Raw genomic sequence first — 21071 nt, 5'->3', positions numbered from 1 at the left:
ACTGTAAATATGAGACGGTTCGAATACATGTTATGGTTGCTGGTGGCGGTATTTTGCTTAATGCCTTGTGGTGTCTCGGCTGCCGAGACACAGAAAGACTTGAAGATTCAGGAAGTTTTTCAACGATATGGCAAAAAACGTAATGTCACGATGGTGGAGTTGTCTAACGAGATGTTGGAAACGTATGGCATGACTCGTTATAAGAGTATTACGATCAAAGATGATCCGGAAGCCCTGCGGTTTACCCGCCAATGTCTGGAAGCGGACCAGAAAGGGGCCCGGAAGATCAAAGAGGTGACGGACGATGGAGGGGTAGTCTCCGCTTATTACCAGTTGAAGGGCGTAGAAGCAGATATCAACCGTTTTGTCCTTTTTAAGGTCAGCAAGAAAGGGGTAATAACCTTGGTGTACATTGAGGGAGATTTGGATAGTGATGATTTAATCACGCTATTATTTACGAAGAAAGATTTATAAACAAACAAAACAGATAGGAAGATGAAAAGAATACTTTTAGTCTTAATGGCTTGCTTCCCAGTAATCGGGTTGATGGCCGCTGAGGTTGAGCCTTTGGCTGGGGATACGATTATCACCCTTGAGAGAAAACGTATCGAGGTGAAAGATAATGGCGATCGCATGAAAGTCAGGGTGTATGAGGTAGACGAGGAGGGTGATTCCGTGGACGACGAGTTGATCTTCGAAGGGCATTACCGGGACGGACAAAGCTATGAACGCCGTAAACACGTGAAGTCTATCAATATCCCTGTGCCTACTTGGGATAAGGACTTCAATCCGCATTGGGCCGGTTTTGGAATGGGCTTCGCGAACTTTGCGGATGGGAGTTTACATGTAAATGATGTAGACGGAGTCTCCCTTCGTAGTGGAAACTCATTGGAATATAATTTGAATGTATTGGAAAAAGCGTTCCCGTTCTCTCGGTATCGTTGGGCAGTGGTGATCGGTGCCGGTATGCGTTGGAGCCGTTACCGTATAGATTCGAATGAGTATTTCAAGGAGATAGACGGTGTTACGGCTTTACGTCCGGCTCCTGAGGGTGTTACGTTGAAAGCGAGTAAGTTGAATATCACGAGTCTGACCATTCCGTTGTTATTGGAATGGCAACCTAAAAAGCGTTCGAGTGAATTCTTCTTGTCTGCGGGTGTAGTCGGTGTGATCAAGACTTGTTCTTCCTCGAAGATCGTATATAATGACGCTTCCGGTAAAAAGCACAAAGAGAAAATGGATTTCGGTATGAATATCCGTCCGGTAACTATGGATTTCTTATTTCAAGCCGGTTGGGATTGGATCGGTCTTTACGCCAAGTACTCACCGATCGACCTCTTTGAAAATGGGAAAGGTCCGAAGGTGCATCCGGTTTCTATCGGCTTGCAGTTGCATTTGTAGATCGTTGAGGTTTTACGGAAAAAGAACGTACGATATGCCGGATCTTGTTAACCAAGGTTCGGCATCGTTTTTCTTTCTTGTTGGCGTAAATAGGATCGGCATCCTACGTACGTTACGATCAAGGGAAAAGGAGAATAGCGTACGATACAGACACCGACGATGGCCCCGATCGACATTAACAGAACTAATTTAAGACGACTTACGGTCCATACTTTTTTATCTACGATCCACATTCCGATCGTGAGCGCCGCCATCTCCGGGAAGATAATCTCTTTCTCTCCCATAAGCTCGGAGACACCCACCATTAATAAGATCATTAATAAAGCGCAAATATATCGTTTACGTGGAACAGGGTCGTTGAATAATTGTTTATTGCTCATAATGTGTTTTTTGGGAAAACGTCGCAAAGGTACGGCATTTATCTTGAAAAAACTTATTTTATACTTTTTTGATGGGGATCGGGAAGTATTGCAAACTTATCCGGCGATATGGCCATTTCTTAATCGTGGAAATAAGATGAACTTTGCAATATAAATAGAAGACAAAGTAATAAATAAAAAGGAGGTTCAAGATGGGTTTTATTAAGGTAGGTGCCGTATTGTTCGCAAGTCTTTTGGTAGGAATGGCGAACGCTAGTAATGGAAATAAGAATAATAACAATAAAACAGAAAATAAAATGACAGTAACAGAATTAACACAAGAAGATTTCGTAAAGAAAGTGTATGACTTTGAGACAAACCCGAACGCATGGAAGTTCGAGGGTGATAAACCTGCGGTTATCGATTTCTATGCCACTTGGTGTGGCCCTTGTAAGATGATGTCTCCTATCTTGGATGAGATCAGCAAAGAGTACGAGGGTAAAATCAACGTATATAAGGTGAATGTCGATAAAGAGGCGGATTTAGCGAGTGTTTTCGGTATCCGTAGTATTCCTTCTTTATTGTTTGTACCGATGAAGAAAGAACCGAGTATGGTTCAAGGGGCTATGCAGAAGAATGAGTTGAAGAAATTGGTTGATGATATTTTATTAGAGTCGAAATAACTCGTATAGTGTGTTTTGGGGATTAGTGACGCGGAAGTTTGCTGGGAATAAAGTGAACTTCCGCTTTTTGTTTATATAATATTGTTATCTTTATCCGTCTTAAAATCCGGAAGAAATCTATGGAATATATTTTTAATACTCGCTTAAGAGGTAATATAGCGTTGACCGATTCGTATCACACGAACCTTGCTTTGCAGAAAGATAATACGCTTTACAAATTTATTTGGGTACAAAGCGGTTCGTTGCAACTGGAGATCGATCACGTACCGACTACCTTAGTGAAAGGTGAGATTATTCCCTTGACTCCTTTGCACCATATCGAGTTCAAGGCGATCAATGGCGAGTACTTGACCCTTCTGTTTAACAGTAACTTCTATTGCATTTTCGGACATGACAATGAGGTGTCGTGTAATGGTTTTCTTTTTAACGGGACTTCCAATGTGATGCAATTGAAATTGAGCGAATCCCAAGTTGCCTCTTTGCGCGATATCACCGACAGCCTAACGAGTGAGTACGCCATAAAGGATAATTTGCAAGAGGAGATGCTGCGTATCTTACTGAAACGTTTCATTATTTTGTGCACCCGGATCGCACGTGAGAAGTTTTCGGTAAGCCCGGAACGGGAAAAGGCGTTCGATATGGTTCGCCAGTTCTATGTATTGGTAGATAACCATTTTAAGGAAAAGAAGATGGTCCAAGATTATGCGGATATGCTGCATCGCTCACCAAAAACCCTATCCAACCTTTTTACGACTTGCGGATTACCTTCTCCGTTACGGATCATTCACGAACGAATTGAGGCTGAGGCCAAACGATTGCTATTATATAGCCAGAAGAGCGCGAAGGAAATCACGGAGATCTTGGGCTTCGAGGATCAAGCCACATTCAGCCGTTTTTTCAAGAAAATGACGGGAGAAAGCGTCTCTGAGTACCGGAAAAGAGAGAAACGGGAATAATTGCTAACTCATCCGGTAAAATCGCCATTTACGGGATAGGTGTTTCTACCGATCTTTGCGGTATAAGTTCAATACTATAAAACAAATAATAAGATGAAAAAGTTGAATGACCTGTTTTACTCGTTTTTGCAAGTGGCGGCCTCTACTCAGAAGCTAGGTATTAATTTGATCCGTATATCGATCTTGATCATATTTGTGTGGATCGGCGGTTTGAAGTTCTGGAATTATGAAGCGGAAGGCATCGTTCCGTTTGTGGCGAACAGCCCTTTCATGAGTTTCTTCTATACGAAAAGCGCTCCCGAATATAAGACGTATAAATTAAAAGAGGGTGAGTTCGATCAAGCGAAGCATGAGTGGCATCAAGAGAATAACACGTATGGCTTCTCTCGTGGCTTGGGAATCTTGATCATGGCGATCGGTATCTTGACTTTCCTCGGCATTTTCTCGCCGAAGATCGGTTTGGTAGGAGCGGGGTTGGCTATAATCATGACGTTCGGGACGTTGTCCTTCTTGGTCACGACTCCGGAGGTCTGGGTACCTAATCTTGGCAGCGGGGAATTTGGTTTCCCGTTATTATCGGGGGCCGGGCGATTGGTGATAAAAGATACGGCGATACTGGCCGGTGCGATCGTGGTGCTGTCGGATTCGGCGCAACGGATCTTGAAAAAGAAATAAGCGAAACAAGAAAAAGGGGAATGGTTTTAATGCCATTCCCCTTTTTCTTGTTGGTTACCGTTTATTCTGTACGATATTCGGGTTTGCGTCGATCTCGCTTTGCGGAATCGGGAGTGCTACCCGGGGATCGGAAGCGTTGATCACCTGTGCGTCGGTAGGTAATTGCGGCAAATGCCAACCGCCCTTGCGGATTACCGGAATATTGTTACGCATGTAATCAAAGAACGCATGTCCTTCGCCAACCAATTCTTTGCGGCGTTCTTTAAGGATTCTCTCTAGGGAAAGCTCGGAGTCGCTAACGGATTTATTGGGGTTGGCTCGGCTTACGATTTGATTCAGGTAGCCTAACGCCTCGCTACGTTTTCCTAGCTTGAAAGCCGCCTCGGCCGCATTTAAGTATATCTCGGACAGACGGATGATGCATAGGTCATTGTCTTGCGGATTGCCGGTCAATACATCTCCTGTTTTTCCGGGATACTTCGTCAGATATTTAGGATGTCCGGTCGAACCAGTTGGAAGGATATCCTCGTCCGGTTTTTGAGGTAAGCGGCATAAGGCATGGCGAACATCATCCGGGTCTTCACCCAGTAAATCCAAGAAATCTTTCGTCAAGACCAAATTGTTCCAATCTTTCACGTTATCGGCATATACCATGGGAGCGCCTTCTCCGCCACTACCGCCGGAAGGCTCGGTAAGCGTAAAGTAGAACTCGAACAGGGATTCGGAATTGAAGTCTTTTCCCCATACGGAGGTATACTCATCGTGCGTGAACAAGGTATAAAGACCTCCGTTATTGATTACTTCTTGAGCGTATTTAAGGGCGTTCTCGTTGTCGTTCATATATAAATAGATACGAGATAAAAGTGCTTTCACGCTCCATACATTTTGGTGACCGTCGGATTTGGTTGTAACAAGGTTGGGTAAGGCTTCGGTCAGGTCTTTGATCACTTGGTTGTAGCATTCGGCTACCGTGTTGCGAGACGGTTGGTGAGTCGGCAACTCCGTCTTGATCTCGATGGGCACACCCAAGGACGCCCCATTATCCAGTGTATAAGGCATGCCAAAGAGGCGGGTTAAATCGAATAAGGCCAAGCCACGCATAGCCAACGCCTCTGCTTTTATACGGGCGATTTCTTGCGTGTCGGAGGTTTGGACGCTACCGTTGTCTATTTTCTCGATTAAGCTGTTCGCTTGATGAATCACGATATAGGGTTGGTTCCATACTCTCGTGATATTAAAAGCGTCGTCGGCGGCTACGTTGAACAGATAGTACGGAGATACACGTCTGCCGGGACCTTTGTCAATACGAGCTTGTACGTCTTCGCCACGGCAGTCGGCATAATAGAGGTAGTTGTCTCCATAATAACTATGCTCGGATGCTATGCGATAGATTCCATTTAATGCGGTTTTAGCGTCTTCCAGTGACTGAATAGCGTTATCGCTGGTTACGGAAGTGGAGGGATCCAGATCCAGCCAATCTCCGGAACAAGCCGTGAATAAGAAAGGAAGAGCGCTTACGATATATTTAATTGACCATTTCATTGTATTTCTTTTTTATCGAATGAATTGTTGTGTTTAGAAATTAACTTCCACGCCGAAGCTAAAGGTTCGCATGGGCGGTGTCTCGCAGAATACCTCGCCGGATACGGGCACTTCCGGATCATATTGCTTCCATTTCGCCCAAGTCAGCAAGTTGCTGCCGGAGAAATAGACACGGACTTTATCCAGCAAGACTTTATCGGTCCAGTTATGAGGCAGGGTAAACCCGAACGTCAGGTTCTTTAACCGCAAGTGATCCGTACTATGTACGAAGCGAGAGGAACCACCGCTCACTTTGTCGGAGCGTCCCAATACGAAACGGGGAATGTCGGTGATATCACCGGGCTTTTGCCAACGGTCTAACTCATAGATGGGCAGGTTGCGGTTTCCTTCGCTGGCTCCGTCTGTCTCGATATACGTACCGGTCTTGTCGAAAGAATAGCCGCCCAATGAATAAGAGAGCGTAAAGGCCAAGTCGAACCATTTATAAGAAAGGATATTGGTAAGGCCGCCGGATATCTTCGGATCTACTTGTTTATAAGGAACCGCTTGCGCCTCATTGACATCTTGGGTCAAGGTGCGGTCTAGATTGCCGTTCTCGTCTTCCGTATTTTTATAATACAGCGCATTTCCGCTCGAGGGATCTACCCCGGCGAATTCCTTTACATAGAATGTATTGAATGGCAATCCTATTTTCCGGATAAACCAACTACTTTCTACCACTTGATCGAGATTACCATCAAGGGCCACGATCTTATTCTTGTTATGTGTCAAGTTCAATACCGTAGTCCAATTAAAATCTGCGTTCGAGATATTCAAGGAACGAACCTCCAGCTCGACACCTTTATTGTTTAACTGCCCCAGATTACCCAGATAGTTCAGGAATCCGGTCGTGGCGCTGATCGGACGGTTGTAAAGCAAATCCTTGGTGTCACGATTGTAATACTCGAGCGTTACGAAGATGCGATCGATAAACGCGAGGTCTAGTCCGAGGTTCATATTATAGTTCTTCTCCCATTTTAGATTGGGATTGGCTTGTGTGCTTTCATACGAACCGGGGTTATCCATATAGTTCTTTCCGTAACTATATAAGCCCATATAACCGTAATAAGATCCCGGCTGATTACCGTTCACGCCATAAGAGGCACGGATCTTGACATCGCTCAACACCGGCTTTACGGCTTTCATGAAATCCTCGGCTCCCAGATGCCACATGCCTGAGACCGACCAGAAATTACCCCAGCGATGCTCCGGCGCCAATCGGGAACTACCATCCCGGCGGAAACTTCCGGCGATATAATACCGGTTGTCGTAATCATAATTCAAGCGGGTTAGATAAGAAAGCAACCGATAATCCTGTGTAGAGGATACGAAACTGTTTATAACGGCGGCATTGTCCGGCTCGAATAATTGGTCGGACGGCATCTTGCTTTTCTCACCGGCGGCTTTATCCGTCTGGAAACTTTCCGCCTCATAAGCGGCTAGTACATCCAGATGATGTTTGTTGGCGAATGTCCTCACGTAGTTCAACGAGGTAGAGGAGATCAATTTCCCGTATTCGATAAAACCTTTGGACGATTGGGCATCGCTACCGCTCTTGGGACCCGCCCCGCTTAATGCGTTGAAATAGCGGGCATCCTTCTGGATGCTATAATCATAGCTGAGTACTTCCTTTAATTTAAGTCCTTTGATAATCTCTACCGCACCGTGCGCCGTACCGAAGATACGGGTCATACGAACCCGGTTATAGTCGGTACGCATATCCCGCAAAGGATTTACGTTCGTTCCGGGATAGGTATTGGCGTAGGAACCATCCTCGTTAAATACCGGGTAGGAGGGAGGAGTGGCTACTGCCATGCAATAGAAAGGATTGATACTGGATGTACGTTCCTCGTTCATCTCTTGATTCACTTGCGAGAACATGAGGTTCGCTCCGGCCTCGCCTCGTTTGCCGATCTTTTGTTGCACGTTAAAGCGTCCGGAGTACCGTTCCATCGATGAGTTCTCCACCAGACCCTCTTGTTTTTGATAACCCAAGGAGCTGTAGACCGTCGTGTTCTCGGAGCCACCGGAAACGGAAGCCTCATAATTTTGATGTACGGCCTGTCTCATCAACACGTCTTTCCAATCGGTATAGCCTAAGGCGGGAACAGAGGTGTACGTCCCGATATTGGCGTTGGCGTACTCTTCCGGAGTCTGGGTGAAAGATGCGGGATCTTTGGCGATCTGGTCTTGCGCGTAATTAACCAAGCCTTCATAAAGTAGTTCCCGGCGTTGCTCTCCGTTGAGGGTCGGGCGGAAGTCTACCGCTGCGTCCGAGAATCCGGCGCTAGCGTTCAACGTGACCCGGGTACGTCCTTTCGATCCTTGTTTGGTCGTGATCAAGATAACACCGTTGGCCGCACGGGAACCGTAAAGGGAGGCGGCGGCAGCATCCTTTATAACCGTGATATTCTCGATATCGGAAGGATTGATCGTACTCATGATGTTGGTCTTGGCATTGTTCATGTAGGAGGCCTCCGAACCGCTTCCGGTACTTAGGTTTCCCGAGGTGACGGGAACTCCGTCTATCACAAACAAAGGTTCGTTCGATGCGTTGAACGAGCCCATACCACGGATGCGGATGGATGCGTTCGCTCCCGGTTGCCCGGAGCTTCCCGTGATATTGACACCGGAGGTCATGCCTTGTAGTTTCTGTTCTATGGAAACCACCGGCATCTCTTTCAGCAGGTCAGCCCGTAAAGTGTTGGCGGAACCGGTAAAGGAAGAACGTGAGAAGTTACCGTAACCGGTTACCACGACCTCATCGAGGTTCATCGCCTCCGGTTGTAAAGCCACGTTTAAGATACCGTTTTTCGGGATAGGTACTTGGGTCTGCTTCATGCCGATGTAATCGACAATAATGAATTTGGCGTCAGGATCAACTTCCAGCGTGAAATGCCCGTCGAGATCGGTCTCCGCTCCCGACAGGCTCCCTTTTACGATAACGGTCGCTCCGATCAGAGGCTCCTTGTCCTCTTGGGAAATCACCGTTCCTTCGATCTGTCTTTTTTGGGCATACGCTACCCCGGGCAATAGAAGTAGACATAGGAATAGTATGCCCCATGTTTTTACATTTCTCATCTCTTTTTGTTTAAAACGTCTTATTAATACCTATACTAACTAAAGGATTATCTGAAAAAGGCGTGCCAGATGTGATAAATCCTGTAGGTTTCTTTATAATTGTTTTCTTATGAGATTATTACGAAAAGCTTTGAATACGGGTGTGGAGGTGGCATTGTGTAATATTTCCTCATTTGATGTGCAATTTTTCTACACTACTTGTTATCTTTGTGAAAGATGATTTAATAGGATTCGTTTATGGACACAAGAAAGATTGAGGATGTTCCTTTCGAGGAAGTACATGAGATACAAAGATATGGGACTTATTTCTCGGAGAAGAGTTTCTGGAAGAAGATAGAGCGGGTAGCGAAGAAAGTGGGGGCTACGGTATTGCGTCCTGTCTTCACGCTGTATTATATGTTGCAGGATGAAAAGGTGCCTCTTCAACATAAGGCTTATATAATCGGGGCTTTAGGGTACTTTATACTGCCTTTCGACTTGATCCCGGAGAGCGTGCTCCCCATTATCGGCTTCACGGACGATGTGGCGGTGATGACTTTCGTATTGAAAATGGTGAAGGATAGCATTACACCGGAGATCCGGAGAAAAGCGGATCAGAAAATACTGGATCTATTTCCTGATCCGGCTTGATAGGGTGTTATAGCAACGGGCGAATATCGGGAAGCTCCTCGCTTCCCTTTTTCATTTCCGGAAGGAGGATTAAGGGGATTTCCGGGAATTTGGCCTTTAGATACTCCAAGGTATTCGCCTCGATCAGCGGGTCGATGCTTGGATATTGGTTATAGACGATGGCTTTTACCTCGATGCCGTATCGCTCGCAGGCGTACAGGCTGAGCAAAGTATGATTGATACTTCCCAGCTTGCCGGACGTGACTAGTATCAAGGGATACGCCTGTTCCTTCACATAATCGATCGTAAGGGATTCCATGTCGTTCGGCACCATCAGTCCTCCGGCTCCTTCCAGTAATACATACTCGTAGGTCTCTCGCAATCGCCGGGTGGATTGGGTGATCGTGTCTAAATCGATACGTCTTCCATCTTTCGCCGCCGCCATATGGGGAGAGCAAGGATAGGTGAAGATATAAGGACAAGTCAACCCTCGTGTGTCCTCGTCGGTAAAGGGTATCCCTTGGATTTGGCGGTGTGCCTCTATATCCTCTGATACGTGCTCGCATCCGGTCTGTATCATCTTTTGGGTGATCACTTTCTTTCCGGCTTTCGCCAATGCCTTGGCGATCATTCCGGTGGCTACGGTCTTTCCGACGTTCGTGTCTATGCCGGAGATAAATAATACATTTTCTTTCGTTTGATGGCTCATTGTTCTGTTGTTTAAATAGTTGCTTGATTAATCTTTTGTCTCTATGGATATTACCCCTTGTCTCTAAGAGATTTATTCCTTTTCTTCTGTGCTATTGATCTTTTCACCCTTGTGAAAAGAACGTATCACCTAGGTGAAAAGATCGTTTCACCCTTGTGATACGATCATATCATATAGGTGAAAGGATCAATACCTCGGAAGAGGCGACCTACTTCACCTTTATCTTTTGACCACTAAGATATAGAGTGGACGGTAAGTTAATGTGACTCCACCATCCGCCGAGGGGAATCTCTCTTGATAATCCCAGCAGAAACGTTCCTGTTTTCCCCGTGTCCAGACGCGAGAGGCGTTGGCCGTGACACCCGTGTACTTTAGATGTCTCAGCACCTCCAGCGGATGCTGGAAGGTCAGGGCGATATTTCCTTCCTCTTCATGGACGATCCGGAAGTAGGTGGATAACCACTCCCTTAATTGTCCGGCGGTAGGATAGGTGAGCCCTTCTCCGGTCAGTTCCTTGATCTCGTGAAGGTTGTCCGGCGTGAAGGTGTTGAAAGCCAGTATGCCTCCGGGCGATAGGGTGGACGATAGCTTATGGAGGAAACGCGGAAGGTCTTTCATCCATTGCAGGGCGGAGGCCGAGGCAATCAAGTCGAACGTGCCGGGAAAAGCCAGTCGCTCGGCATCACCGGCCAAGAATAGAGGAGGGGCGGAAGGAAACAACTCCTCGATGGCGCTTTGCCAAGTCTCGCAAAGATCGTTGAGTACCCATTCCTCGATTTGGCATTCTTGTTTTAATAAACGGGTGAATCCGCCGCTTCCGCAACCGATTTCCAGCACCCTGCGGAAATGAGAGGAGGTGTATACGGTCAATAGCTGTACCAGATGGGCGCATATCCGTTTTTGGGCTTCCGCGTGATCGTCGTATGTATTCACCGCTTGGCTGAAACGCCGGCGGATCCGTTCTTGTTCGATTACTTCCATAATTCGTTCCATGATTGATAGTGGTAAAAAGGAAGATGAGGCGCCTTGATCTCTTGGATGGGGCAACGGCCTTGCCAGTAGTTCCGGAGGTTGGTTGCCGGGAATATCTTATCTTCGGTGGACAGGATGGCTTGATCCCAGAAGGCGGATATCCGCGGATCGGCTGATTCGAGCTTTTCCGGGAGGATCTGATTATATAGAGATTCCAGTTCCTCCTTGATCTCTTCCAGCGGACGTGGTGAGAGTTCCGAATAGCGATTGAATGTCTCCTTGTCTCCGCACATCCTGCGGTTAAAGCGACGCATGCCTTCCTCGCTGATTTGATGGAGGGTTCCCTCGAAAATCGCGGTCGGGATGCCTAGCGTATCGTGCATGGGAAAAGGGGTACCGTTCAGGGCGGTCGCCGTGGTAAAGGATCGGTGGCCTGCCCAGAGCCGGGTGGCTACCCATACGCCTAGAGACCAAGCGACCAGATGTACCTCTTTATAGGGGGCGAATGTCTCTTCGAATGCGAGCGTCCTGTAATCGTAGGCAATCCATAGGTCTGTCTGCTCCGGTACTTCCAGATGGCGGAAAAGCTCCGGCGAGGTGGACCAGCCGGCGAGACAGAGGATCAGACTAGGGGATCGCTTATTTATTATCTTATCTATATACATACTATCAATTCAATTTATATACATACTATCTATCCAGTTCTCTATCAGTCGGTGGGAGACGGGGCACGCCCCGTCTCTACAATCAGTTGATGCATATTTTTTATCGTGAGGTTTGCCGTAAGGGAGAAGCGGATACGGGAGGTACCTTTGGGCACTGTCGGCGGGCGAACGGGGAGGCAGTAGAAGCCTTTTCGTTGTAGCTCTTCCGCTTTCCGTACGCAATCCTCGCTCTCTCCCACAATGAAAGGGATGATGTGGCTTTGGCTGATCTCGCCTCCTTTGCCCGTTAAAGCCTCCGCCAGCAATCGGCTATACGCTAGAAGATTCTCCCGTTCCTTCGTGAACGAGGGGAGTTGCTCCCAGATGAAGGAAGTCCATGCGATTTGGAACGGTGGCAGGGCCGTACTGAATATGAGCGGTCGCATCGTATTGACCAGATATTCCCGTATCGTACGGGAACAAACCAAATAGGCCCCCATAGACGCTAACGCCTTGCCGAAAGTACCGACCAATAGATCGATCTCTTGGATACAGCCTTGTTCCTCGGCGATACCTAGCCCCGTCTTTCCACGGGCTCCGATGGCATGAGCCTCGTCTACGTACAATAGGATATTGGGATATTGCCTTTTGATAGCTATCAGGCGGTTTAAGTCCGCTACATCCCCGTCCATGCTGAAAATGCTTTCGGTCAAGATGATGATCGTCTCGTATTGACAGGCGTTCTTTTGTACGAGGCGTTCCAGTTGGTCATAGTCGTTGTGGCGGTAACGGAGGAATGGGGAACCACTCAGCAAGATGCCATCGATGATGCTGGCGTGCACCAGCTTGTCGGCGAGTAATAAGGTCTGTTTATCGGTTAAGGCCGGGAGGATTCCGGTGTTGGCATGATAGCCACTATTGAAGATCAATGCGGCTTCCCGGTCGAAGGAGCGGGCGATCTGTTTCTCCAGTTTCGTATAGACGGAGAAATTACCCGTCAGCAAGCGGGATGATGAGGAGGAGTAGGGATAGAAGCGGTCTTGTGTGGATGCTTGAAACTCCTCTTGTAAATCCTGCCGGCTGGCTAATCCAAGATAATCGTTGGAAGAGAGATTCAGCATACGCATTCCCTCTTTTAATATCCATATTCCTTGATGCTCGACTTCCGGTAGGTGCCTAAGATTCCCGGAGGCTCGTAAAGCCGTAAGTTGCTCGTTATATGATTTCATATATCTATATATTACCCGGTTGTAGATATGTTAATTATGCGTTAATACTCTCAATAATCCGGAGGTTAGTCTGGATAGTTCATACGTGGAGATAACGAAAGGAGGCATGAGATAAACCAGCCGTCCGAATGGACGTACCCATATCCCTTCCTCTACGAATCGACGTTGCAATACCGCCATATCCACCGGATGCTTCATCTCGATCACCCCGATCGCCCCCAATACCCGTACCTCAGCGACTTCAGGCAGTTTGGCGGCTGGCGCTAACTCCGCCCGCAATTGTTCCTCTATAAGCTTCACTTTCTCCTGCCAATGACTGGCGATCAATAAAGAGATCGAGGCCGAAGCGATAGCGCATGCCAAGGGATTTCCCATAAACGTAGGTCCATGCATAAAGCATCCCGCCTCGCCGGAACAGATCGTGTCGGCTATCGGCTTTGTCGTGATCGTGGCGGAAAGCGTAAGATAACCTCCCGTCAATGCCTTTCCGATACACATGATATCGGGTTCGACTCCCGCATGTTCCCATGCGAACAACTTTCCGGTACGTCCGAAGCCTGTCGCTATCTCGTCGAATATCAATAAGACGTTATACCGCTCGCAAAGTTCCCGGGCACGAATGAGGAAAGTGGGGGAGTAGAAATACATACCTCCTGCCCCCTGTACGACCGGTTCCAAGATCAAGGCGGCGATCTCGTCGGCATGCCGCTCTAGTAAATCCCGCAAGGGAGCCATGGCCTCCTCTCTCCATTCCTCGCCGAATCGGACCGAAGGTTGAGGTATGAAGTATTGGATGGGTAGGCTTCCGGAGAAGATCCCATGCATACCTGTCACCGGATCGCATACCGACATGGCGTGCCAAGTATCCCCGTGATAACCGCTACGGATCGTGGCGAAGATATGTTTTCCCGGTATGCCTTTGGACTGCCAGTATTGGATCGCCATCTTTAAGGCTACCTCCACGGCGACCGAGCCGCTATCCGCTAGGAATATCTTTTCTAGGGAAGGGGGCAATAGCGGTAGTAATTTAGCGGCCAACTCGACAGCCGGCTCGTGCGTGAATCCCCCGAACATGATATGGCTCATCTTATCCAGTTGGGTTTTAGCCGCCGCGTTAAGTACCGGATGGTTGTATCCGTGGACTGCCGCCCACCAAGAAGACATTCCGTCTATTAGCTCCCTGCCGTCCGCAAGGGTTATCGTTACGCCCTCCGCTTTGGATACCGGATAGACGGGAAGTGGATCGATGGTCGAGGTGTAGGGATGCCATAGATGATCCCGGTCGTATTGTAAAAGTTCGGTTGTTGTCATTTTTCCCAATCGGTGTTTTCGGTGAGTGAATAGCCTTCGGAGGTAAATAAGACTTTGTCTTCCTCTACCTTACTTCCGATAGTCGTTAATAAGTCTCCGATGATCGCGGAGTTAATCCCTATATATAGGGATTTCCGTTGCGTGGCCTCGCTTAATTGTGCCCGTCCGCCGGAGAAACGGAGAAATGCATTCGGATTGATCAAGCGGAAAAGGGCGATCGTTGTTAGCCATTCCTCTTCTTCTAGGATCTGTGTATTCTCCATAGGAGTTCCCGGTATCGGCTGTAATAAATTGAGAGGGATGGATAAGACACCTTCTTGCTGTAAGAAACAAGCCATCTCGATTCGCTCCTCCATCGTCTCGCCCATGCCGATAATACCACCGCAGCAGATGCGGAAACCGATTTCCCGGGCGGTATGGATGGTTTCCATCTTCTGCTCGATCGTATGCGTGGAACAAAGTTGACGGAAATAGGAAGGGGCGGTCTCGATATTGCAGTGATAATTCTCCACTCCGCTATCGTAAAGCGATTGGAGTTGGGAGCGGGTTAGCAATCCCATGGAGGCACAGCATTTAATATCGCTTTGCCGCTTGATTTGCCGGATCGTATCGGTGATCTGTTCCAATTCTTTATCCGATACTCGCTTGCCGCTAGTCACCAAGGCAAAACGCCGGATACCCTGTTTCCGGTTATATACCGCATGATAGACACATTCCTTGGCCGGAAGCAAAGGATATAAGTTTACGAGGGTCTTGTAATGTCCCGACTGCGCGCACCATTTACAATCCTCGCTGCAATTACCGCTTTTGGCGTTGATGATGGAACAAGTGTCGAACTTATTCCCCATAAAATGGCGGGTGATTTGGTGGGCGGCCTTGTAAAGCGCCTCTTTGTCCGGGTGATTCGCCAAGCTTAAAGCCTGTTCCTCAGTAATCTTCCCACCCTCTAGGATGTACTGCTTTGCTTCTTCTATTGTCATTTTCTCTCATTTAATAATTCCGTGTATATATATACCCAGTTGTAGAGACGGGGCACGTCCCGTCTCTACAACCGGATGGAAATAAGAAAGGCGGAAAGTATCCGAAAGAATACTTCCCGCCTTTACTATATTATATAATGTATAGTGAGCTACACGATGAGCCGGATGAGCGATCTCATTTGATACCAATACCGGGAGTAATGCCGTAAACAGTCCATGCGATACCGCGAGGCTCCGTTTGTTCTCCTCGGTATTCTCCCTCTCCTCGTCATCCTCTTCGAAAAATCCGTCCGTGAACGTACCGATACCGGTATGTAAAGACTGGTTCTTTTTCTCGAAGCGATCGGCTACAGAAAAGGATAATTGTCCGATCGTAACAGCCCTCTGTACACTGATGAAAGCCGCATACGCCTTCCGGCTCCATCTTCTGAAACGGAGTGCCTGCGAACGATATGTATACGACTTTCTCATCCTCTAATTTTCAATTGTCAAGCCACTTTATCCAGTTTCTTCATGATAGAGAACATGAACAACGCGGACAGTAAACAAAGAACGATCAACACGCTCCATACCATCCATAACTGCATGCCTCCCCACAAATAGCCGATGATAGCGACCAGATAGTTACCGATAGCCGTAGCCACGAACCACCCCCCCATCATCATACCTTTGTATTTAGGAGGAGCCACTTTGGATACGAAAGAGATACCCATCGGAGAAAGCAATAATTCGGCGAAGGTCAATACCAGATAAGTTGAGATCAACCAGTTCGGAGAAACCAATACCTGCAATTTGCTATCCGCCGCTAAAGCGTCCGGTGTAGGCAAGCCCATAGAACCGATCGCCAAGATCAAGAAACCGCAAGCGGCGATCATCATACCCAATCCGATCTTACGAGGAGCGGACGGCTCTTTCTTCTTATTAGCCAGATAACCAAAGATCGCCAACGATACCGGAGTCAATACAACCACGAAGAACGGGTTAAATTGCTGGAAGGTCTGCGGAAGGATCGTTACGGTTTCCGGCAGAGCCATATATTTGATACCTAGAGCGGCTAATGCGGCCACGGTCACGATGCTGGCGATCGTCTTACCTTTGCTCGTTGTGGATTGTGCGATAGCGAATCCCCCATACACGGCGATAACCAATAATGTTAAGTTAATCACATCAAAGCCGATACGATCCAGTCCGGTCACTTGGTTGGCCGTATAGTCGCGAGCAAAGAACGTCATTGTCAGACCATTTTGATGGAAAGCCATCCAGAAGAACAATACCACGGCGAATACCAGCAGCAAGGCGGTGATACGTTGTTTCGTCTCGGCAGGTGACAATTCCTCTTGCGGAGCGTGGGAAGCCTGTGCCTGTTTGGTGTTGACATCCGCATGCTTAAAGGTAGAGCGGAATCCCATATAGATAGCCATCGATATGATCAATGAGATACAAGCCACACCGAATCCATAGTTGTATGCCTCGGACAACTTCTCGATATACGTGGAACAGAACGTAGCCATATCGCCGGTGAAACCTTGTGCGCTTTGCAGAGCGGCGAGTGCCTCTTTGTTCTCTGCGGAGATGGTTCCGTTTAAGAATTGGTGAGCGAGTGCCGGAATTTGTGACTCGTAGAAAAGGTTATACTTACCCAACATCCAGTCTGTCATTTTCGTGGCAGCCGTAGGTGCGTACATGGCACCGATATTAATCGCCATATAAAACAAACTAAAGGCTTGGTCACGTTTACTTCTATATTCCGGGGCATCATAAAGATTACCTACCATCACTTGTAAGTTACCTTTAAATAATCCGGTACCGCAAGCGATTAGCGCTAGCGAGCCGAACATCATGATTTTTCCCGAGGCGGCATCTGTTGGGATGGCTAATAAAAGATAACCGACAAACATGATGATGATACCCGAGGTAACCATCTTTCCATAACCGAACTTATCGGCCATCATACCGCCAATCAATGGCATAAAATACACGAACGCTAAGAAGCTAGCGAAAATCGTTGATGTCTCAGCGGCCGTATAGCCGAATTTCGCTTGCAAGAATAATGTGAAAATCGCAAGCATCGTGTAATAACCGAAGCGTTCGCCCGTGTTCGCGAGTGCTAGGGCATAGAGACCTTTAGGTTGTCCTTGTAACATGTGTTTTAGATAATATTAGTTTATACTTATTGAATAATTTGCTTTATGGCGCCGGTTTCCGGATAGAAAAGAACCTTGACAGGGGCTTTCTTATCCTCAAACATAACAGGGGCTAATCCTTCCCGTGTTCCGAATTGAGTGATTTGGGCCTCTCCTTTGTAGAGTGTTTTTTTGTTCATTAGTATTTCTATGCTGGCTTTTCCCGGAACATTGTAGACGATTCCTTTCAATGATTTGTCTTTCTTCTCGGCTTCCTTGGCATCAAGGATCGGAGCTCTTTCTGTCGCTTTCAAGTTCATATAGACAGGGGTACCGCCCAAATCGTCAGCGTCTACGATACCTAGCTGCTTGGAGAAACGGAACAATACTTCTTTGTCTAGGTTGTCGTGGGGGATGATACTTACCTCATAATGCTCGGTTTCTTTGGTCAAGATTCCGGTGAATAGGTTTGTTAATGCTTTTTCTTGCTCCTCCAATTGCTGGATCACCAGTTTCATGGCTTCACCATCGGGAGGTAAATTATCCGCCTCGCCGGTCAAGATGTTCAAACGGCTTTCCCGGATACGGTAAATTTGTTTAGCGGCCACCTCCGCTTGTTTGGCGGTGGAGCCTGCCATTAGTAATTCCTCTGAGAAAACGGAAGCGTCTGTCACTTTTTGTTGGGAGCCTTTATTTTTCTTTGCGGCATCTAGCTCGGATTCAACTGGTGTATATTCTGCGTTTATCGAGCATAATAATCCATCTTCGGTAAGATAAGCGTAAGGGGCGACCGTACCTTGTTTGAATTCTACGATATAGGTATTATCCGCATCGGGTAATCCCCGGTTGATCAGACTGATTTTTCCGAGATCGAAATAAACCTTGTCTTCCGTGACCGCATCCTTTACGCCTAGATACTTCTCTGCATATTGATAGTAAGGCCCGGCTTTGCAAGTTACTTTCGTCACTTCGGCGTCTACGACTAGCGAGGTCTTGGGCAACGAGTAGGTGATTCCGAAATTATTGGCTTTTACGGCGTTCTTTTTTACCACCTTGGTTTGTGCCATAAGCGGCATTCCGAGGAGTAAACTAGCTATAATGATTATATTCTTCATATCCCAGTTTATTTTAATTCTGTATATTATTGCGCAAAACTAGGAAATATTTTGCTTAAAACCAATTGGAAGTATTCTTATTGCATGAAAATCCCGGACAACATTAAGAATTTCTAGATTCGCATTGTTCGGGATTCTGAGGATGTCCGGGGGAGAAAGCTTAAAATAGCACGTCTATATAGATCGGCAGGTGATCGGACGACTGGATATCGATCACTTGGTCGTTGATAATCCTAAATTCATGCTTTAGGTCGCCGAAGATATAATCTAAACGCAAACGGGGATGATCCGAGGGGTAGGTCTCTAACGTAGGGTCGGATAAGAGCCTCCACGTTTGTTTCATCGCCTTGAATTCCTTAGAGTCTGGCTCCATGTTGAAGTCTCCGGTGATCAGGATTGGTTTGTTTTCGCTTTTCATCGTCTCATTGATGAGTCGTATAGAGGCCAGGCGAGAGTCTGGGTCGAGCGAGAAATGTGTGTTACACAAGGTATAGTTCGGATATTCGAGACAAAGGAAGGTACGTGGCTCTTCCTTTCCCGGCAGGGGTATGTATTGGTAGCTGCGAGGTTTCTTGCGGGAGAGTGCGGCGATTCCGTATAATCCCTTAGAACGTTCTGTGGCGGGTGCGAAGATTGGATACATGCCGGTCAACCGTGCCAATTCTGCATATTGGTTGATCCATCCAGAGCGTTCGCATACACTGTCCACCTCTTGTAGCCCGACATAGTCCGGCTGGATCTTGTTGATCACTTCAGCGATTCGCTTCAAATTGGTCTGTTGGTCCATACCGATCCCGATGCGGATGTTGTAGCTCATGATTCTTAACGATTGTCGTGTCTTGCATAGGCCACTTCCCAAATTTAGGAGGGCGATGGTTAGGAGAAATAAGATTCGTTTCATGGATTTCTAAGGTATTTCGTGAATAGAAACCCCCGCAGACAACAAGAAGGACTATCTGCGGGGGGCTACAGTTATAAAAATTGAAGATTAATAATTATCGTTCTGTGTTAATGCGCCTCCTACATAGTCGATCTCGCTTTGTGGAATCGGGTAGGGGTATGTCTTATCGGTGACGAGTGTCCCGGCACCGGAATACTTGCCCTCATCAGTCTTGCCGAATTTCTGCATCGTAGATACGAAGGTGCCCCAGCGAATTAAGTCGTAGAAGCGTAATCCCTCGCCTGCAAGTTCGATACGGCGTTCGTGGCGAACGGCGGCACGCAGATCATCGGAAGCTTTCACTTTATACTTAGCGTTGAAAGTATCCTCGGTCACTCGATCGCTCTCCTTGAGATTGAACTTACGGTATTTTGCGTAGCTATCTGTCAAGGAGGTTGTCACGAAGGCACGGTAACGTACTTGGTTGATCAGGTCCGCCGCCAGTTGTTTGTCGCCACCCGTCTCGATCAGGCATTCAGCGTACATCAGCAATACATCGGCATAGCGGATGTGATAGTGGGTCCAATCCGTGTTCAATAAATCGTTTAGTGGCCGTCTGGAGAAGTCTGGATACTGCTTGCGGCTGTGTTGCTGTGGGAAATTGTCGTAGCCGGAATAGTCGTGTACCTCTTCGGAACCATCGTTCTTGACGAATATATCGCCGGATGACAATACCGTGTGTACCAAGCGTGGATCGCCTACCTCATATTCGTCTACCAAATCCTTCGTCGGACACTCGCCGCCCCATCCGCCGGCAATACCGCGACCGACATTCATTTGTGGACAAACGCTACCGCTAGTGTAGCTAGGAATGTAAGAGCGCAGGGTGATGAAGACGGACTCTTTTGACATATAGCCCTCTGTGGCGTTATTGAATAGCTTCTCGTAGTCATCTACTAATTCATAGCTTCCGGATTCGACAACTGCCTTCAGGTCTTTCAGAGCCTCTCCGTAGTTGCCGTAGAACATCAATACCCTAGCACGGAAAGCCATGGCGGCCTCTTTGGTGATTCGTCCAATCTCGCTGGTTGGAAGGCTTTTTGCATTAGGTAGATTAGGTTCGGCAATTGCGGTGTTCAGGTCTTTCAGGATAAAGTTCATGACCTCCTCCTTGCTGGATTTCGTGATCGTACTTTTGTCGACGACTTCCAGGGGCTTGTCAAGTAGTGGAATATTCTGGAAGATTGTAGCTAGGTCGTAGTAATAGAACGCACGCATGAATTGAGCCTCTGCGATCCATCGCTGTTTGGTTTCTGTGCTGACCAAGCCTCCGGCATCATCGATCAATTCTGATTCAGGTGTGATTAGCGATAGGAATACGTTGCAGGCTGAGATCGCTGTTTGGTAGCGATGAGTCCAAAGGTCGGACAAGACTTGATTAGTCGCCATTGGTGTTCCGCGGGCGATTTCCGTGATACGAACGCGGTCTCCTGCATCAGAGCCGCCTTTGGAGCAGTCGTCGCTCAATTGATCTCCCAAGACAAATTTCATGTCCTGATAGTTCCAGCTATCCTGTAAGGGCTGATAGCAATTGACCAAAAGTTTGTAGCCGGCATCCTTGGTACTCAGATAAGTTACCTCATCCAATGTTCCCAATGGCGGGCGGTCTAGAAAGTCGCTGTTACAGCTTGTCGTAAGGGCACCGACGCATGCGATCGATACAAGTAATTTCCCTATGTTAACTATAGATTTCATAATAATTC

The 21071-nt window shown here is 47.4% G+C and carries 19 protein-coding genes and 1 pseudogene; 6 read left to right on the top strand and 14 right to left on the bottom strand.

What is annotated here, in order from left to right; translation table 11 throughout:
* The first annotated feature begins 9 nt into the window (after positions 1–9).
* Positions 10–474, top strand: coding sequence for a DUF6108 family protein (locus tag ACYIA1_RS10220; protein WP_005864834.1), 465 nt, complete (start codon positions 10–12; stop codon positions 472–474).
* A gap of 21 nt (positions 475–495) precedes the next feature.
* Entirely contained in the window at positions 496–1401 is a 906-nt protein-coding gene (locus ACYIA1_RS10215; protein ID WP_480335181.1) for an outer membrane beta-barrel protein, read from the top strand.
* A gap of 113 nt (positions 1402–1514) precedes the next feature.
* Here ACYIA1_RS10215 and ACYIA1_RS10210 read toward each other — a convergent pair.
* Positions 1515–1781: pseudogene (locus tag ACYIA1_RS10210) on the bottom strand (HPP family protein); the annotation flags it as partial.
* Between the two features lie 191 nt (positions 1782–1972).
* Here ACYIA1_RS10210 and trxA point away from each other — a divergent pair.
* The 3 genes from trxA to ACYIA1_RS10195 all read left to right on the top strand — a co-directional run bounded on the left by trxA (position 1973) and on the right by ACYIA1_RS10195 (position 4074).
* Positions 1973–2443, top strand: coding sequence for a thioredoxin (gene trxA, locus ACYIA1_RS10205; RefSeq protein WP_057326684.1), 471 nt, complete (start codon positions 1973–1975; stop codon positions 2441–2443).
* A gap of 119 nt (positions 2444–2562) precedes the next feature.
* Positions 2563–3399 carry a helix-turn-helix domain-containing protein gene (locus tag ACYIA1_RS10200; protein ID WP_005864844.1) on the top strand — a complete coding sequence of 279 codons (837 nt, stop codon included), beginning with the start codon at positions 2563–2565 and terminating at the stop codon, positions 3397–3399.
* A gap of 93 nt (positions 3400–3492) precedes the next feature.
* Entirely contained in the window at positions 3493–4074 is a 582-nt protein-coding gene (locus ACYIA1_RS10195) for a DUF417 family protein (protein WP_005854756.1), read from the top strand.
* Positions 4075–4128: 54 nt separating this feature from the next.
* On the opposite strand, the gene ACYIA1_RS10190 is transcribed toward ACYIA1_RS10195, so the two are convergent.
* Both ACYIA1_RS10190 and ACYIA1_RS10185 read right to left on the bottom strand, forming a co-directional pair.
* Positions 4129–5616: a RagB/SusD family nutrient uptake outer membrane protein gene (locus ACYIA1_RS10190; RefSeq protein ID WP_057326685.1), complete on the bottom strand. Its 1488-nt coding sequence runs from the start codon at positions 5614–5616 to the stop codon at positions 4129–4131.
* Positions 5617–5649: 33 nt separating this feature from the next.
* Positions 5650–8736 (bottom strand): SusC/RagA family TonB-linked outer membrane protein, encoded by a 3087-nt coding sequence (locus tag ACYIA1_RS10185; protein WP_057326686.1) that lies wholly within the window; start codon positions 8734–8736, stop codon positions 5650–5652.
* A 237-nt stretch (positions 8737–8973) separates the two neighbouring features.
* Here ACYIA1_RS10185 and ACYIA1_RS10180 point away from each other — a divergent pair, with 237 nt between their 5' ends.
* Complete coding sequence (locus ACYIA1_RS10180; protein WP_005854762.1) at positions 8974–9366, top strand: YkvA family protein; 393 nt, start codon at positions 8974–8976, stop codon at positions 9364–9366.
* Between the two features lie 7 nt (positions 9367–9373).
* Here the strand turns inward: ACYIA1_RS10180 and bioD are convergent, their stop codons facing one another.
* The 11 genes from bioD to ACYIA1_RS10125 all read right to left on the bottom strand — a co-directional run bounded on the left by bioD (position 9374) and on the right by ACYIA1_RS10125 (position 21063).
* The gene (gene bioD / locus ACYIA1_RS10175) at positions 9374–10054 is read right to left on the bottom strand and encodes a dethiobiotin synthase (RefSeq protein ID WP_005864849.1); all 681 of its coding nucleotides are present in this window, start codon (positions 10052–10054) and stop codon (positions 9374–9376) included.
* Positions 10055–10273: 219 nt separating this feature from the next.
* Complete coding sequence (gene bioC / locus ACYIA1_RS10170; RefSeq protein ID WP_122382520.1) at positions 10274–11035, bottom strand: malonyl-ACP O-methyltransferase BioC; 762 nt, start codon at positions 11033–11035, stop codon at positions 10274–10276.
* Positions 11026–11691, bottom strand: a complete 666-nt coding sequence (locus tag ACYIA1_RS10165; RefSeq protein ID WP_121961165.1) for a DUF452 family protein — start codon at positions 11689–11691, stop codon at positions 11026–11028. The genes bioC and ACYIA1_RS10165 overlap by 10 nt, the downstream gene beginning before the upstream one ends.
* A gap of 44 nt (positions 11692–11735) precedes the next feature.
* Positions 11736–12899, bottom strand: coding sequence for an 8-amino-7-oxononanoate synthase (locus ACYIA1_RS10160; RefSeq protein WP_121961166.1), 1164 nt, complete (start codon positions 12897–12899; stop codon positions 11736–11738).
* Positions 12900–12929: 30 nt separating this feature from the next.
* The gene (gene bioA, locus ACYIA1_RS10155; RefSeq protein ID WP_480335175.1) at positions 12930–14210 is read right to left on the bottom strand and encodes an adenosylmethionine--8-amino-7-oxononanoate transaminase; all 1281 of its coding nucleotides are present in this window, start codon (positions 14208–14210) and stop codon (positions 12930–12932) included.
* Entirely contained in the window at positions 14207–15190 is a 984-nt protein-coding gene (gene bioB, locus ACYIA1_RS10150) for a biotin synthase BioB (RefSeq protein ID WP_272059156.1), read from the bottom strand. Before bioB ends, bioA begins: the two co-directional genes overlap by 4 nt.
* Before the next feature lie 6 nt (positions 15191–15196).
* On the bottom strand, positions 15197–15661 hold the full coding sequence (locus ACYIA1_RS10145) for a hypothetical protein (protein WP_480335173.1): 465 nt from the start codon (positions 15659–15661) through the stop codon (positions 15197–15199).
* A 17-nt stretch (positions 15662–15678) separates the two neighbouring features.
* Positions 15679–17334: a peptide MFS transporter gene (locus tag ACYIA1_RS10140; protein ID WP_048927647.1), complete on the bottom strand. Its 1656-nt coding sequence runs from the start codon at positions 17332–17334 to the stop codon at positions 15679–15681.
* A 26-nt stretch (positions 17335–17360) separates the two neighbouring features.
* Positions 17361–18428, bottom strand: coding sequence for a DUF4831 family protein (locus tag ACYIA1_RS10135; RefSeq protein WP_005854780.1), 1068 nt, complete (start codon positions 18426–18428; stop codon positions 17361–17363).
* A 160-nt stretch (positions 18429–18588) separates the two neighbouring features.
* Entirely contained in the window at positions 18589–19245 is a 657-nt protein-coding gene (locus tag ACYIA1_RS10130) for an endonuclease/exonuclease/phosphatase family protein (RefSeq protein WP_261385579.1), read from the bottom strand.
* Between the two features lie 171 nt (positions 19246–19416).
* Entirely contained in the window at positions 19417–21063 is a 1647-nt protein-coding gene (locus ACYIA1_RS10125; RefSeq protein ID WP_121961170.1) for a RagB/SusD family nutrient uptake outer membrane protein, read from the bottom strand.
* Positions 21064–21071: the final 8 nt, after the last annotated feature.

This window comes from Parabacteroides sp. KHUB-02 (assembly GCF_056640955.1).
This window is presented reverse-complemented; position numbering and strand designations above follow the sequence as displayed.